General features: G+C 66.4%; 12 protein-coding genes. 5 read left to right on the forward strand and 7 right to left on the reverse strand.

The window, feature by feature from the left end; genetic code table 11:
• Positions 1-2 precede the first annotated feature (2 nt).
• Positions 3-1,169 carry an ABC transporter substrate-binding protein gene (locus HZZ13_RS21640; protein ID WP_197961557.1) on the reverse strand — a complete coding sequence of 389 codons (1,167 nt, stop codon included), beginning with the start codon at positions 1,167-1,169 and terminating at the stop codon, positions 3-5.
• A 283-nt stretch (positions 1,170-1,452) separates the two neighbouring features.
• Between HZZ13_RS21640 and HZZ13_RS21645 the strand changes: the two genes are divergently transcribed.
• Positions 1,453-3,882 (forward strand): bifunctional diguanylate cyclase/phosphodiesterase, encoded by a 2,430-nt coding sequence (locus HZZ13_RS21645; protein WP_197961558.1) that lies wholly within the window; start codon positions 1,453-1,455, stop codon positions 3,880-3,882.
• Between the two features lie 88 nt (positions 3,883-3,970).
• Positions 3,971-5,299 (forward strand): MFS transporter, encoded by a 1,329-nt coding sequence (locus HZZ13_RS21650; RefSeq protein ID WP_197961568.1) that lies wholly within the window; start codon positions 3,971-3,973, stop codon positions 5,297-5,299.
• A gap of 41 nt (positions 5,300-5,340) precedes the next feature.
• Here HZZ13_RS21650 and HZZ13_RS21655 read toward each other — a convergent pair whose 3' ends face one another.
• From HZZ13_RS21655 to HZZ13_RS21665, 3 genes are all read right to left on the reverse strand, one after another.
• Positions 5,341-5,562, reverse strand: coding sequence for a hypothetical protein (locus HZZ13_RS21655; RefSeq protein ID WP_197961559.1), 222 nt, complete (start codon positions 5,560-5,562; stop codon positions 5,341-5,343).
• A 51-nt stretch (positions 5,563-5,613) separates the two neighbouring features.
• Positions 5,614-5,856, reverse strand: a complete 243-nt coding sequence (locus HZZ13_RS21660) for a transcriptional regulator (protein WP_197961560.1) — start codon at positions 5,854-5,856, stop codon at positions 5,614-5,616.
• Between the two features lie 96 nt (positions 5,857-5,952).
• Positions 5,953-6,162 carry a cold-shock protein gene (locus tag HZZ13_RS21665; RefSeq protein WP_197961561.1) on the reverse strand — a complete coding sequence of 70 codons (210 nt, stop codon included), beginning with the start codon at positions 6,160-6,162 and terminating at the stop codon, positions 5,953-5,955.
• Between the two features lie 438 nt (positions 6,163-6,600).
• On the opposite strand from HZZ13_RS21665, the gene rpsU reads away from it, so the two are divergent.
• Positions 6,601-6,876, forward strand: a complete 276-nt coding sequence (gene rpsU / locus HZZ13_RS21670) for a 30S ribosomal protein S21 (protein WP_025038058.1) — start codon at positions 6,601-6,603, stop codon at positions 6,874-6,876.
• A 99-nt stretch (positions 6,877-6,975) separates the two neighbouring features.
• Here rpsU and HZZ13_RS21675 read toward each other — a convergent pair whose 3' ends face one another.
• The 3 genes from HZZ13_RS21675 to HZZ13_RS21685 form a co-directional block, all read right to left on the reverse strand.
• A complete protein-coding gene (locus HZZ13_RS21675) occupies positions 6,976-7,254 on the reverse strand; it encodes a DUF1488 family protein (RefSeq protein WP_197961562.1) in 279 nt (92 codons plus the stop codon).
• Positions 7,255-7,294: 40 nt separating this feature from the next.
• Complete coding sequence (locus tag HZZ13_RS21680; protein ID WP_197961563.1) at positions 7,295-7,591, reverse strand: hypothetical protein; 297 nt, start codon at positions 7,589-7,591, stop codon at positions 7,295-7,297.
• 269 nt (positions 7,592-7,860) lie between these two features.
• Positions 7,861-8,472, reverse strand: a complete 612-nt coding sequence (locus HZZ13_RS21685; RefSeq protein ID WP_197961569.1) for a TetR/AcrR family transcriptional regulator — start codon at positions 8,470-8,472, stop codon at positions 7,861-7,863.
• A 130-nt stretch (positions 8,473-8,602) separates the two neighbouring features.
• Here HZZ13_RS21685 and HZZ13_RS21690 point away from each other — a divergent pair, with 130 nt between their 5' ends.
• Positions 8,603-9,832 (forward strand): cytochrome P450, encoded by a 1,230-nt coding sequence (locus HZZ13_RS21690; RefSeq protein WP_197961564.1) that lies wholly within the window; start codon positions 8,603-8,605, stop codon positions 9,830-9,832.
• Between the two features lie 130 nt (positions 9,833-9,962).
• On the forward strand, positions 9,963-13,538 hold a 3,576-nt coding region (locus tag HZZ13_RS21695), incomplete at its 3' end, for an AsmA family protein (protein WP_197961565.1).

A 13,538-nucleotide genomic window follows, 5' to 3' on the forward strand; every position in this document is an offset into this window, starting at 1 on the left:
TCTCAAAGCCGGTCCACCGCCTTGAATGTCCCGTCCCTCTGGATCACCGTCAGGAACACCTTCGGCGGCGTGTCGAGCATGCGTGTGCCGACGGTCACGATGCTGCCGCTGATGTCGAAACGGCCGGTGTCGTTGATGGCGCGCAGCAGACTCGCGCGGGTCGGATTCGGGCCGGCCTTTTCCAGCGCCGCGGCCGCGAGGCGGCCGGACAAATAGCCTTCCAGCGACACGAAGTCCGGTGTCAGCGTCGGGTCGAACGCTTTCTGGGCCGCCTGGTAGTCGGCGACGAGCTTCAGCGAGCGGTCCCAGGGAAACGGCACGACCTGCGAGACGATGACGCCCTCGCCCTCCGCGCCGAGTTCCGCGGCCAGCGCATTGGCGCCGACGAACGAGATGTTGACGAAGGTTGGACGGGCGCCGCTGCGGTGGGCAAGCTTGATGAACTCCGCGCAGGGTCCATAGGTCCCGACCATGACGATGGCTTCGGGATCGGCGCGCTTGATCATGCGCCAGGCCTGGGCGACCGCGCGGGTGTTGCGCTCGAAAGTGCCTTCGGCGGCGAGCTCGAGCCCGCGCTTGGCGAGCGCCCGCTTCACGCCGACAAGCCCGTCGCGGCCGAAGGAATCGTCCTGGTAGAAGATGCCGATGCGGGTGAACTTGCGATCCTCGGTGAGATGCTTGATCCAGGCCTCCGCCTCCGCGCCATAGCTCGCGCGGATGTTGACGACGTTCGGAAGCTCGAGATCGCGCAGGAACTCGGCGCCCGTGAACGGGCCGATGAAGGGTACGTTCCTGGAGCTGGTGATCGGTATCGTCGCCACGGCGGTCGGCGTGCCCACCGCGCCGATCAGCGCGAACACCTTGTCGTCGTCGCTCAGGCGCAGCGTCTGCGCCACCGAACGGTCGGGGTCGTAGCCGTCGTCGCGGCTGATGAGCTGGAGCTTGCGGCCATGAATGCCGCCCTTGGCATTGACCTCGGTGAATGCGGCGACGATGCCTTGCCGCATGCGCTGGCCCAGCGCGGAGGAGGGGCCTTCCAGCGCCGCGGCCTGGCCGAACAGGATCGCATCCTCGCTGATGCCGACCTCGTTGCTCCTCGCAACTAGCGTGGTCGCGGCGAGAAGCGCGATGGTCAGAACGACGGATCTCGCTGATCGAAATCGGTGCATGCTTTGCCGGATCGTTGGAAGAAACGTTGTGCAGCATAGCCTTGCGAGCCTGAATAGCTCGCTAAGCGGCACGACGCGGAGAGGCCGTAGTACACCGGGTAAATCCGGCAACTTATGTGCAGAACGCCGGGATCGCTCGCGCACTTCGTTAACTAGTTTCCGCATTGCGGAACGACCGCCTCCCAAAATTGTGCAGTTCTTAACCGCCGTCTTGTTCCGATAGCAGCGCCGGCACCTCAACCAGAGGTTCGGTTCGTCGCGAAGAGGGGACAGCGGCTTCAAGATGGGCGGTCGCGATCAGAACGATCAGGATCGGAGACGCAGAGGCGGATGGTGGCGTGCCGCGCCGCTGCTCGGGCTCTATCGTCCTGCGCTCGTCGCGGTCGGCGTCGGCCTTTTGTTCTCGATCGTGGGCGCCGCCGCCGTGGCGCGGTGGGAAGACCGCGCCAACAGGATCGAATTCGAGAACGCGGCCGAGACCCAGGCGATCGTCCTGCAGAACGGCATGAACGAGTACATATCGAGGCTGCTCGCGCTGCGCATGCTGTTCGAATCGACCAACGAAGAAGTCACCCGCAGCGAATTCGAGACCTTCAGCGCCCGCCTGTTCGAGCGTCACCCCGGCATGCTGCGCATCTCCTGGTTGCCGCGCGTCAACCGCAAGGAGCGCGCGGAATACGAGGCCGCGGCGATCCGGGATGGCTTGTCGAGCTACCACGTCAAGTCGCTGCAGGGCGAGGACTTCGTCACCGCGCCGCAGAGCGACGAATATTTTCCGGTGTTCTACTCGACTCAGCCGAAGACCTCGTCGGTCTACGGCATGGATTACACGAGCATTCCGGAGCGACGGGCAGCGCTGGAGCGCGCGCGCGACAACGATCGCGTCGCAGCCATGCGCACGCGCGTGTTCGGGCCGAAGGACGGCGACCGGCCATCCTATGTCCTTGTCGTCGTTCCCGTCTACGCCAAAGGAACCTCGCGCGAGGAGGTCGCGGACCGCCGCCGTAATCTCGCCGGCTTCGTGGTCGGCATCTTCGACCTGCCGCTGCTGATCCAGTCCATCCGCGTGACCACCGGAGCCAGCCCCGCGGTCAGCATGACGGTCTTCCCGCCGTTCACGGCGCAGATCGTCAGCCTGGAGCAGATGCTGCCGGATTATGCGTCGGCCCCCTCGGCGCTGCGGTCGATGCGCGACATCGCGCGGTCCTTGCACTGGTCGGGCAGTCTCAAGATCGGCGACACCGATTGGCAGGTGCGGGCGGTTCCGACCGCGGGCGGTCCGCTGGCGACGACTTACGACCGCGCAGTTGCGGTCCTCGTCGTCGGCATGCTGCTGACGCTGTCGCTGTCGACCTATCTGATGCTCGCCAGCCGCAATTCGCGGCGGCTGTCGCTGGCGAACCGGCGGGTGCTCGAGCTTGCCCAGACCGACATTCTCACCGGATTGCCGAACCGCGCCTTCTTCCTCACCCGGCTCGACGAGTTGAACCGCCAGTTGAGCGCGAGGGGCCGGCCCTTCGCGATCCTGATGCTCGACCTCGACCGCTTCAAGAACGTCAACGATTCCCTCGGCCACGCCGCCGGCGATGCGCTGCTGCGCCAGGTGGCGCAGCGGCTGAAATCCGCACTGCGGGCCGACGACGTGCTGGCGCGGCTCGGCGGCGACGAATTCGCCATCATCCAGCAAGCCGGCGAGGACCAGCGCGCCTGCTCGACCGAGCTGGCGGCGCGGATCGCCAAGCTCGTGAGCGAGCCGTTCCTGCTGCCCGGACACCGCGTCGAGATCGGCACCAGCATCGGCATCGCGATCGCGCCGGATCATGGCAGCGATCAGGAGCAGCTTCTGAAGAAAGCGGATCTTGCGCTCTATCGTTCGAAATCGGCCGGCCGCAACTGCTTCACCATCTATGACGAGGCGATGTCGGCCGAGCTGGAGGCTCGCAACACGCTGGAAGGAGATCTGCGCGATGCCATCGCGCGCTGCCAGCTGGAGGTGCACTACCAGCCGTTCGTCGATGCCCTCAGCGGCGAACGACGCGGCTTCGAGGCGCTGGTGCGCTGGCGGCATCCGACGCGCGGCCTGATCCCTCCGGACCAGTTCATTGCGCTTGCGGAGGAAACCGGACTGATCGTGCCGCTCGGCGAATTCGTGCTGCGGCGCGCCTGCGCGGACGCAGCCGGCTGGCCCGCCGATCTCATGGTGGCCGTCAATCTGTCGCCGATCCAGTTCAAGGAAGCCGAGCTGTTCGACATGATCTGCGCGGCGCTGGCCGATTCCGGCCTGCCGCCGCAGCGGCTCGAGATCGAGATCACGGAATCCGTGCTGCTGGAGCGCGGCAGCGAGAACCACGCCTTCATGGAGCGACTGAAGCAGCTCGGCGTCGAGCTCGCGCTCGACGATTTTGGCACCGGCTATTCCTCGCTCAGCTACCTGACCGCGTTCCCGTTCGACAAGATCAAGATCGACAAGTCGTTCATTCGTAACCTGACCCAGCAACCGCGCTCTTCCGCCATCATCTCCTCGATCGTGACGCTGGCGCGGGGGCTGGACATGTCGGTGACCGCCGAAGGCGTCGAGACGCGCGAGGAGTTCGACCGGCTAAAGGCGCTCGGCGTGAATTTCGCGCAAGGCTATCTGTTCGGCCGGCCGCACCCGATCGAGCGGATCCTGTTCGACGCGCCGGTCAAATCCTCACGGCTCGACGCCGCCTGAGCGCGCCTGAGGCATGCGCGAAAAGCGCTTGACCCGGGCATCCCCGGATGGTCCGAAGAACCGTCCAGGGATGAAACAAGCACACAACATGCGGCTTCCGTTCTTCTACGGCTGGGTCGTCGTCGCCGTGACCTTCGTCACCATGGCGATCGGCGTCAACGCGCGCACCGCCTTTTCGCTGTTCTTTCCACCCATCATCTCCGAGTTCGGCTGGGAGCGCGGCATCACGGCGGGTGCGTTCTCCTTCGGCTTCGTGGCGTCGGGCGTGGTCAGCCCGCTGATCGGCCGCCTGATGGACCGCGCCGGCCCGCGCGCGGTGATGGAGCTCGGGGTCCTGCTGATGGGCGGCGGCCTGCTGCTGGCGCCGCTGACCAGCGCGCCGTGGCACCTCTATGTCACCATCGGCGTCATGGTCGGGGCCGGCAGCGTCTGTCTCGGCTATTCCGGCCAGTCGCTGTTCCTGCCGAACTGGTTCATCCGCAAGCGCGGCTTCGCCATCGGCATCGCTTTCGCCGGCGTCGGTATCGGCTCGGTGACGCTGCTGCCATGGGTGCAGCACATGATCGAGCAGACCGGCTGGCGCACCGCCTGCACCGCGATGGGCCTGCTTGTCCTGATCGCGCTGGCGCCGATCAACCTGCTGCTGCACAAGCGCCCCGAGGACATCGGCCTCCAGCCGGACGGCGATGCCGCCCCGGCCGCAGGCGCGGCAAGGCCGATCTCCAACGTGGTCGATCCCGTCTGGGTCAACACCGACTGGACGCTGCAGCGCGCCGTCGCGACCGCGCGGTTCTGGTGGATCGCGCTCGGCTATTTCTGCGGCCTGTACATCTGGTACGCGGTGCAGGTGCACCAGACCAAATTCCTGCTCGACGTCGGCTTCAGCCCCAGCGTTGCGGTGTGGGCACTCGGCATGGTCAGCCTGCTCGGCATTCCCGGCCAAATCATGCTGGGGCACGTCTCCGACCGCATCGGCAGGGAGTGGGTGTGGGCGATCAGCTGTGCGGGTTTCGTCGTCTGCTTCGCCGCGCTGATCGCGCTGAAGTATCAAGCTTCGCTCTGGCTGGTTTATCTGATGGTGTTCACGCAAGGCGCGCTCGGCTACGGCCTCACCTCGATCATGGGCGCGGTGGTGTTCGAGATCTTCCAGGGCAGGCACCAAGGCAGCATCTTCGGCACGATCATGCTCGCGGCGCTGGCGGGCGGTGCGGCCGGACCGTGGCTGACCGGCGTTCTTTATGATCGCGCCGGCGACTACACGCTGGCTTTCGTCCTCGCCATGGTCGTGAGCGGGGTGTCGGCCCTCGCGATCTGGCGGGCGGCGCCGGGCAAGGTGAGGGCCGTGGCCGGCCGGCTGCACAAGCTCAAGACAGAAGCACTGCGCCGAGCAGGCGAGGGCGATGCCGGCCAGGCTTGAGGTGGGACCGGTAGGTACGGCCGCGCTCGCAATCGCTCTGGTCAAAGCATCGAAAGCACGACGATCCCGTCTTGAAGCTCGCCCGAAGCAAGCCGCGCCCGCGCAATACGCTCGAACTCCGTGCGATGCTTCTGCAAGTAACTGAAGGCCTGCTTCTGCGTGTTGAACGTGGTGGCGAGCTGGCAGATCTGCCGATTTGCGCCGGACGCGAGAAAGAAGGTGATGGTTCCGTGGTCTGGTTTGATCCTAGGCACGATCTGCACTCTCCGGCATTTGATCGGTCCCCCAATGTGGCGGCGGCTGAGATGAACCCCTTATCGGGCCGGCTTCCTCGAACGCTTCTTGAGCGCCGGCGTCGGCGAAGCGAGCCGAACAGCTTCGTCAGCCGCGTCCTTGGCCTCGCGCGCCTCTCGAAGCCGCGCCATGTTCTTGCGAACTTCGATGCCTTGCCTTTCGACATCCGCCAACGCCCGCGCACCTTCTTCAGCGGCCACACGCTTGCGTTCGGAGCGCGCCAAGCTTTCAGGTGACGGCTCTGCCGATTTCTTGGTCGTCATCGTTCACCGGCTCCGTAAACGACTAAACCCGCTCAATCCTGGGATTGAGCGGGCAGAGCGGCCGTTTCAGTACATCCGTGAAACGGCGCCACGATATCAAGCCAGCGAGAGATTCTCGGCGCTGGACTTGCCTCGCATCTTGTCGGTCTTGATCTCGAAATTGACCTGTTGGCCTTCGCCGAGACCGGCAAGCCCAGCTCTTTCAACGGCGCTGATGTGAACGAACACATCGTTGCCACCGTCGTTTGGCTGGATGAAACCGAAGCCCTTTTGGCCGTTAAACCACTTGACCGTACCTGTCGTCATTTTCTTCTCCAAAGCGCGCAAGCGCATTCCGCGCGACAACCGCGCGGTTACCTTCAACTTCGTCGATGTCTTTGGAAAAGGAGCCCGCAGGCGCATTCAACAAGGCACAGCGGCTAATCGAACGACTTCAATATATACGACTTTCACGCATTTGCAAGGAGCGAAGCCAGTTTGTTTTCTGCGAAATGGTTCTTCTGTTCCGACGGCGGCGCTTTGCGTGTGTAGCTCGATCTGCGAGCAAGGCGTTATCGATTGACAGCGCAGCATGACGGTGGTCACGTGACGCCACCAAGCTGCTCGCTGTGACAAGCAGATCGGCTCGTCCGAAGCCGCGACCAATGTCGCGGCCCACCATTCTCACACATCGTAATGAAGCTCCTGCGCAATTGGCTGCCCTGCAGGACGTGTCGCATTCGCAGCCCGGGCCAGGAGGATCAATTGCACGTACTCGTCAGAGACAACAACGTTGAGCAGGCACTCCGCGTTCTCAAGAAGAAGATGCAGCGCGAGGGCGTCTTCCGGGAAATGAAGCAGCGACGGTCCTACGAAAAGCCGTCCGAGAGAAAGACCCGCGAGAAGTCCGAGGCCATTCGCCGCGCCCGCAAGCTCGCTCGCAAGCAGGCGATCAGGGAAGGATTGCTGCCCGCGCCGCCAAAAAAGAAGCCTTTCGAGCGCAAGCCGCCCCTGCCGGAGATCAAGGCAAGGCCGGAGTAGCAACGAGCTGCTTTTCCGCATCTCACGCCATGCCGCGTCATGTGACGCCGCAGAAAAGCCCGCCCAGGCGTCGCGGGCTGACTTCCCTGCGCTGAGATTCTATCGCCTGAAATCGATGCCTCGCAGCACGATGCCCGGCGGGGTGCCTTCGAATTCTGTGGCGAGATACTTGCTCGCCGCGCACGCTTCGATGCGATCCCGCAGGCGGGCGAACTGGGCTTCCCGCTGCTCGGGCCTGACTTGCGGGCCCTGTTCGAGATCGTCCATCGCGGAGGTCGAAATTGCGCAAGGAATCTCCCTGGCGCCGTCATGCATCGAGAACCGTACGATCATCCGCTCGTACTCATGGCCGATAAAGCGGCCGATCGTCAGTGTCATGGCTTACTCCGTTACACGGTAGCCTCGGCCTTCGCTCGGCTCAGCCGTCCCCGGACAGCCGTGCGAAATCGTCGAACAGCGCGGACACGAGCGCTCGGTGGCGCGTGTCCTCGGCAGGCAGGCCTGCAGCATAGAGGTTGAGCAGATGGCGCGCCTTCACCGCGGCCTCCGGCCAGGAAGCCGCGGGCACCGTCATCATGCGGTGCTCGAGATCGGCCTCGCGCTCGCGCAGCTCCCTAGCATGGGCTTCGACCTCGCCCAACGCGCGGCGTAGGTCGGTGGCCTTCTGCGCGGCCATGCCACGATGCTTGTCGAGATCGACCGGGGGGTCATTCATTGGCGATGCTCGCGTCTGCTGCTTGCGCATCTGCAAGATCGACAGAGCGCACTCGGAACGAATGCCTGAACGAGACGGCTTTTTGCCGCGAGCGGATGGACATGCACGCCTGCCTTTCGCAAGTGAAGCCCCAACCGGTGCCGGCTGCTGCGAGCATGCGCCTTTGGCGCGGCAATAGCCAGCATTATCGGTCGGCTCTCGATCTATCTCGGAAAGCGGAATGGCTGGCGCCTATCGGCTCGGCTGAGCCGCCCGCGGAAGGCGCCCGCTTAGGCCGAAGCCAATCCCGTTCTCCGCCGCAGATCCGTGATCGCGCGCAGGAAACTGTCCGCCGGCGTCGTCTCGGGGTCGATCAGCCGGTGCAGGCGAAAGCCGTCTTCCAGTGCGAGCACGATTGCGGCCACCCAGGGCGGATTCAGATTGTGGTTGCGTCCGTTGCTCTTCAACGTCGCCTCGACGATGTCGGCGACCAGCTTGCGCCGTGCGCGCAGGCGTTTGGCAAGCTCCGGGCGGCGCTTTTCGGCGCGCGCCACGAACAGGATCATCTCCATGTGGAGCAGGGGCGAGCGTCCGAGCGGATCCTGGCGGCTGCGATCCATCGTCTTCAGTGCCGCGATGAAATCGTCGAGATTCTCGTGCTGTGCCAGGATGTCCATGTTGCGCCGGATCGACTGCGCGACATGGTCCTCGAGCATGGCGATGATCAATTCGTCCTTGCTCTTGAAGTTCGAATAGAACGCGCCGCGGGTGAAGCCCGCCGCCGCCGCGATCGCCTCGATGCTGGCGCCGCCGATGCCGTCCTCCTCGAACACGCGCGCGGCCGCCTCGAACAGCCTGTCGCGCGTGTCGTCCCTGGTCGGTCTCGTTCGTAGCCTTGACATCGGCGCAGAATAGGGCAAGCTGCAACTCGATACAACAATGTATCGAGTTGATAATTTTCAGGGATGGTTACGCCGGGCGATGGGGCAGCCTTGCGTATTCGTGTCGTTCGGCAATCGATCCGAGGTCACCATGAACGAGCAAGTGCAACCATCTGGCGGACCGCTGTTCAACCCGCTCTCGCCGGATTTCATCCGCGATCCCTATCCGCACTATGAACGGCTGCGCACGGTCGATCCGATCCATGTGACGCCGTTCGGCCAGTTCGTCGCCAGCCGTCACGCCGACGTCAGTCTCGTGCTGCGTGACAAGCGCTTCGGCAAGGATTTCGTCGAACGGACCACGCGCCGCTACGGCCCCGAGATCATGAAGGAGCCGGTGTTTCGCAGCATGAGCTACTGGATGCTGCAAGCCGATCCGCCGGACCACACCCGCCTGCGCGGCCTCGTCGTGAAGGCCTTCACCGCCCGCCGCGTCGAGGACATGCGGCCGCGGATCCAGGAGATCGTCGACCAGGCCATCGATGCCGTGATCGAGCGCGGCCACATGGACCTGATCGAGGATTTCGCCTTCCGCCTGCCCGTCACCATCATCTGCGACATGCTCGGCATCCCCGAGGAGCATCGCGAGGTGTTCTACAAGAGCTCACGAGACGGCGGACGGCTGCTCGACCCCGTGCCGCTCTCGCCGGAGGAGATCAAACAAGGCAACGCCGCCAACCTGATGGCGCAGATGTATTTCCAGCAGCTGTTCGAGCTGCGCCGCAAGAATCCCGGCGACGACCTCATCACCCAGCTGGTGCAGGCCGAGGAGGACGGCAACAAGCTCAGCAACGAGGAGCTGACCGCCAACATCATCCTGCTGTTCGGCGCGGGGCACGAGACCACGGTCAACCTGATCGGCAATGGCCTGCTCGCGCTCCACCGCAACCCGGATCAGCTGGCGCTGCTCAAGGCCCGCCCCGAGCTGACGGAAGGCGCGATCGAGGAATTCCTCCGCTATGATTCCTCGGTGCAGATGACCGGGCGCGTCGCGCTGGAGGACATCGAGGATCTCGGCGGCAAGCGGATTCCCAAGGGCGAGACCGCGCTGTGCCTGCTCGGCTCGGCCAACCGCGATGGCGCGGTCTACCCCGACAGGCCCGACCGGCTGGACGTCACCCGGGCCAACGTCAAGCCGCTGTCGTTCGGCGGCGGCATCCATTTCTGCCTGGGGGCCCAATTGGCGCGGATCGAGGCCGAGATCGCCATCGCAACGCTGCTACGCCGGCTGCCGGATTTGCGCATCGACGACGTCGAGACCCCGGAATGGCGGCCGACCTTCGTGCTGCGCGGGCTGAAGCGGCTGCCGGCGAGCTGGTGAGGGGCGCGCGTTAACCTCCGCGCGGAACAGTCGCTGTGACTTCGCCACACTTCCCCCTATATAAGGGGCTGTTCCGGCGCGCCTGAGGCCCTCAGCTTCGGCCCGGGCCGGTTTGGCCGAGGGGAGACCCGTGCAGACGACGCTGCTCGGATTGGCGATTGCCTTCATCATTGCGCTGCTGGCCGCGCTGATCGGGCCTTACTACATCGACTGGAACCAGTTCAGGCCCCAGTTCGAGGCGGAGGCCGGCAAGATCATCGGCGTGCCGGTGCGGGTGGCGGGCGAGCTCGATGCGCGGCTGTTGCCGGCGCCGACGCTGCGGCTGCGCGGCGTCACCTTCGGCGGCAACAACGATCTCGGCCGTCTGCGCGCCGACAAGCTCGACGTCGAGTTCAGCCTCGGCTCCCTGATGCGCGGCGAATGGCGTGCCACCGAGCTTTCGGTCGGCGGCATGGCGCTGGATCTCGGATTGGACGCGCGTGGGCGGGTCGATTTGCCGTCCACCGCAAGCGGCACCTTCAACCTGGCGTCCCTCGCCATCGAGCGGCTGAACCTCACCGGCCGCATCGCGCTTCACGACGCCGCCAGCCGCTCGACACTGGAATTGAACGACATCGCCTTCTCCGGCGACGTGCGCTCGCTCGCAGGCTCGGTGCGTGGCGACGGCAGTTTCATCGCGCGCGGCGTGCGCTACCCGTTCCGCGTCTCCTCCGGCCCCAGCGCCGACGGCGGCGCCACCCGTCTCCACCTCAACATCGATCCCGGCGAGCGCGCCATCCTCGCCGATCTCGAGGGCGTGCTCGCCTTCGACAACCGCCAGCCGAAATTCGAGGGCGCGCTGACGCTTGCCGTGCCCGCGCCTAAGAAGGCGGGCGAGGCGGGGCCGACACCCTGGAAGCTCGCGACCCGGCTCAAGGCCGATCCGGCCGGCGCGAAATTCGAGCAGATCGACGCGAGCTTCGGCCCGGAGGACACCGCGCTCAAGCTCGGCGGCGTCGGCGATCTCAGGTTTGGCGCATCGCCCTTGCTGCGCGCGGTGCTGTCGGCGCGGCAGGTCGATGCCGACAGGCTCAGCGCCAAGGACGATGCCGATCCGCAGCGCGTCCTGCCGGCGCTGCGCGCCGGGCTGGCGGCGATCCCGCAGGTGCCGATCCCGGCGCAGATCGAGTTCAATGCCGATCAGATCATGCTCGGCGGCCGTCCGCTCCAGAACATCGCGACCGAGCTTGCGACCGACGGCCGGTCCTGGACCTTCCGGCGGCTGGAGCTGCGCGCGCCCGGCATGACGCAGGTCTCGCTCAATGGCGCGGCTCCCGGCGCCGACAGTTTCAGCGGCCGGCTCAGCGTCGAATCCGCAGATCCCGACGTGCTGGTGGCCTGGCTGCAGGGCCGCAGTGAGATCAGCCGCCGCAGCACGCGGCCGCTGCGCCTTGCCGGCGACGTCACCATCGCCGCCAATCATCTCGCCATCGAGAGGCTGAAGGCCGACATCGACGGCGGCGCCGTCGAAGGCCGCGTCGCCTTCGTGCAGACAGGCGCAAGCAACGGCTCGCGGATCGATGCGGACCTCAGGGCCGACCGGCTCGACCTCGATACCGCCGCAAGTTTCGTACGCGCGCTGGCGGGGCCGCAGGGCGAATGGCCGGAAGAGGCAAAGCTCTCGCTCGATATCGGCCGCGCGATCTCCGCGGGCCAGGAGTTGCGGCCGTTCGCGGCCAGGCTCGCCTACGGCCCCGCATCGCTGTCGCTGGAGCAGCTGCGCTTCGGCCAGGCCGGCGGCGTGACCACGGAGGCGAGCGGCAGCTTCGACCGCACCAGGACGACCGGCAAGCTCGCGCTGAAATCCTCGGCCAACTCGCTGCACGAGCTCACCGCGCTGGTCGAGCCGTTTGCGCCCGCGGTGCGCGCGCGCCTCGATGCGCTCCCGTCTTTGCCCGGTGCGACCCGTCTCAAGCTCGATCTCAGCCTCGACAAGAACGCCGAGCATGCCGATCGCAGCAATGCCCGCGTCGTGCTCGACCTCGACGCACCGCAGCTCAAGACCACGGCGACCCTGGCCGCGCAGACGCCGGCGGCCGCCATCGGCGGCATCGACCTCGAACGCCTGCGCAACAGCGACTTCACGCTCGACTCGAAAGTGGCAGCGCCGCAGGCCGGCGCCCTATTGGCACTGTTCGGACTCGACCGCATCGTGGCCGCGGGCGAGGGCGCCTCGCAATTCGAGGGACGGTTGAGCGGGGCCTGGCGCCGTCCGGTGCAATTGAGCGCAAAGCTCAGCGGCGGCGGGCTCGATGCCGACGCGCAAGGCACCGTCGAATGGTCGGAGCCCAAATCGTCCGAACCGAAATCGTTCGAGCCCAAATCGTTCGAACCAAAGGCCAGCGTGAACCTGCGCGTGCGCAACGCCAATCTGGCGCCGCTGCTCGGGACCAGCCCGGCCGACAAGTCGGCGCAGAATGTCAGCCTGTCCTCCCGTCTCACGCTCTCCGGCAATCGCCTCACCTTCGGCGATCTCGACGCCAATGCCGCGGGCTCGCATCTGCGCGGCCATCTTTCGGTGACGCTCGATCAGGACAAGGCCATCGACGGCGAGGTCGGGCTCGACTCGCTCGATCTGGCGCCGACGCTCGCAATTGCGGTCGGCGCGGCCGGTCATGAGTCCGGCGAGCCGCTCGGCGCCGGTATCATCGGCGGCTGGCGCGGCCGCATCGCCTTCCAGGCGTTGCGCGGAACGTTGCCCGGCGGCATCGAGCTGCGGCCCTTCGGCGGCACGATCCGGAGCGACGGCCAGTCGCTCGCGTTCGATGCGCTCAAGGGCGGTGTCGGTGGCGGCGAAATGTCCGCAAGCCTGGACGCGCGCAATGGTGCCGGTGGTCTTGCGCTGAACGCGCGCGTCGAGCTCAGCAAGGTCGATGCATCGGCGCTGCGCTATCGCGAGCTCGCACTGCCCAAGGGGCGCGCCTCGGTGCAGATGGCGCTGACCAGCCAGGGCCGCAGCGTCGCGGCCTTGACCGGCGCGCTCGCCGGCAACGGCACGGTGACGCTCGAATCCGCCGAGATCGCGGGCCTCAATCCGCGTGCGTTCGAGATCGCCATTCGCGCCAGCGACGGCGGCCAGGTCAGCGACGACAACCGGCTGCGGCAGCTCGTCGAGCCCGCGCTGTCGGCGGGGCGCATCGCGGTACCCTCGGCGCAGATCCCGTTCACGATCCGCGACGGCCGCCTGCGCGTCGGCGCAACGCCGCTCGAAGCGAAGAACGCCCGCGCCATCGTCTCCGGCGGCTACGACATTCCCGCGGACCAGGCCGACATCCGCGCCAGCCTGACGCCGATCATGACCGGGCTTTCCGGCGCCCCGCCCGAGATCCAGCTGTTCGCGGCAGGTCCGCCCGACAGGCTGAGCCGCACCATCGACCTCGCGCCGCTGTCGTCATGGCTTGCGGTGCGCACGATCGATCGCGAGACGCGGCGGTTGGACGCCATCGAGCGCGGCGAGCCGCCGCCGGCCACTGCTGCGCTGCCGACGCTGGTGTCTCCCGATGGCGCGCCCGAGCCGGCGCCGGCCAACGTGCCGCTGCCGGGCCAGGACCCGCGCCGCGCGCCGGCAAAGCCCAAGGTGGCGCCGACCCCCAAAGCTCCGCAGGCCGCTCCGGCCGCGCCGAGCCCGCAACTCCCAAGCGCCCAACTCCCAAGCCCGCCGCTTGCC

The organism is Bradyrhizobium agreste, assembly GCF_016031625.1.
Classification (GTDB): domain Bacteria; phylum Pseudomonadota; class Alphaproteobacteria; order Rhizobiales; family Xanthobacteraceae; genus Bradyrhizobium; species Bradyrhizobium agreste.

Bases quoted from the DNA above. Each gene is read 5' to 3' on its own strand.
- HZZ13_RS21640 (WP_197961557.1), bottom strand. From the start codon at position 1,169: ATGCACCGATTTCGATCAGCGAGATCCGTCGTTCTGACCATCGCGCTT.
- HZZ13_RS21645 (WP_197961558.1), top strand. From the start codon at position 1,453: ATGGGCGGTCGCGATCAGAACGATCAGGATCGGAGACGCAGAGGCGGA.
- HZZ13_RS21650 (WP_197961568.1), top strand. From the start codon at position 3,971: ATGCGGCTTCCGTTCTTCTACGGCTGGGTCGTCGTCGCCGTGACCTTC.
- HZZ13_RS21660 (WP_197961560.1), bottom strand. From the start codon at position 5,856: ATGACGACCAAGAAATCGGCAGAGCCGTCACCTGAAAGCTTGGCGCGC.
- HZZ13_RS21665 (WP_197961561.1), bottom strand. From the start codon at position 6,162: ATGACGACAGGTACGGTCAAGTGGTTTAACGGCCAAAAGGGCTTCGGT.
- HZZ13_RS21675 (WP_197961562.1), bottom strand. From the start codon at position 7,254: ATGACACTGACGATCGGCCGCTTTATCGGCCATGAGTACGAGCGGATG.
- HZZ13_RS21680 (WP_197961563.1), bottom strand. From the start codon at position 7,591: ATGAATGACCCCCCGGTCGATCTCGACAAGCATCGTGGCATGGCCGCG.
- HZZ13_RS21685 (WP_197961569.1), bottom strand. From the start codon at position 8,472: ATGTCAAGGCTACGAACGAGACCGACCAGGGACGACACGCGCGACAGG.
- HZZ13_RS21690 (WP_197961564.1), top strand. From the start codon at position 8,603: ATGAACGAGCAAGTGCAACCATCTGGCGGACCGCTGTTCAACCCGCTC.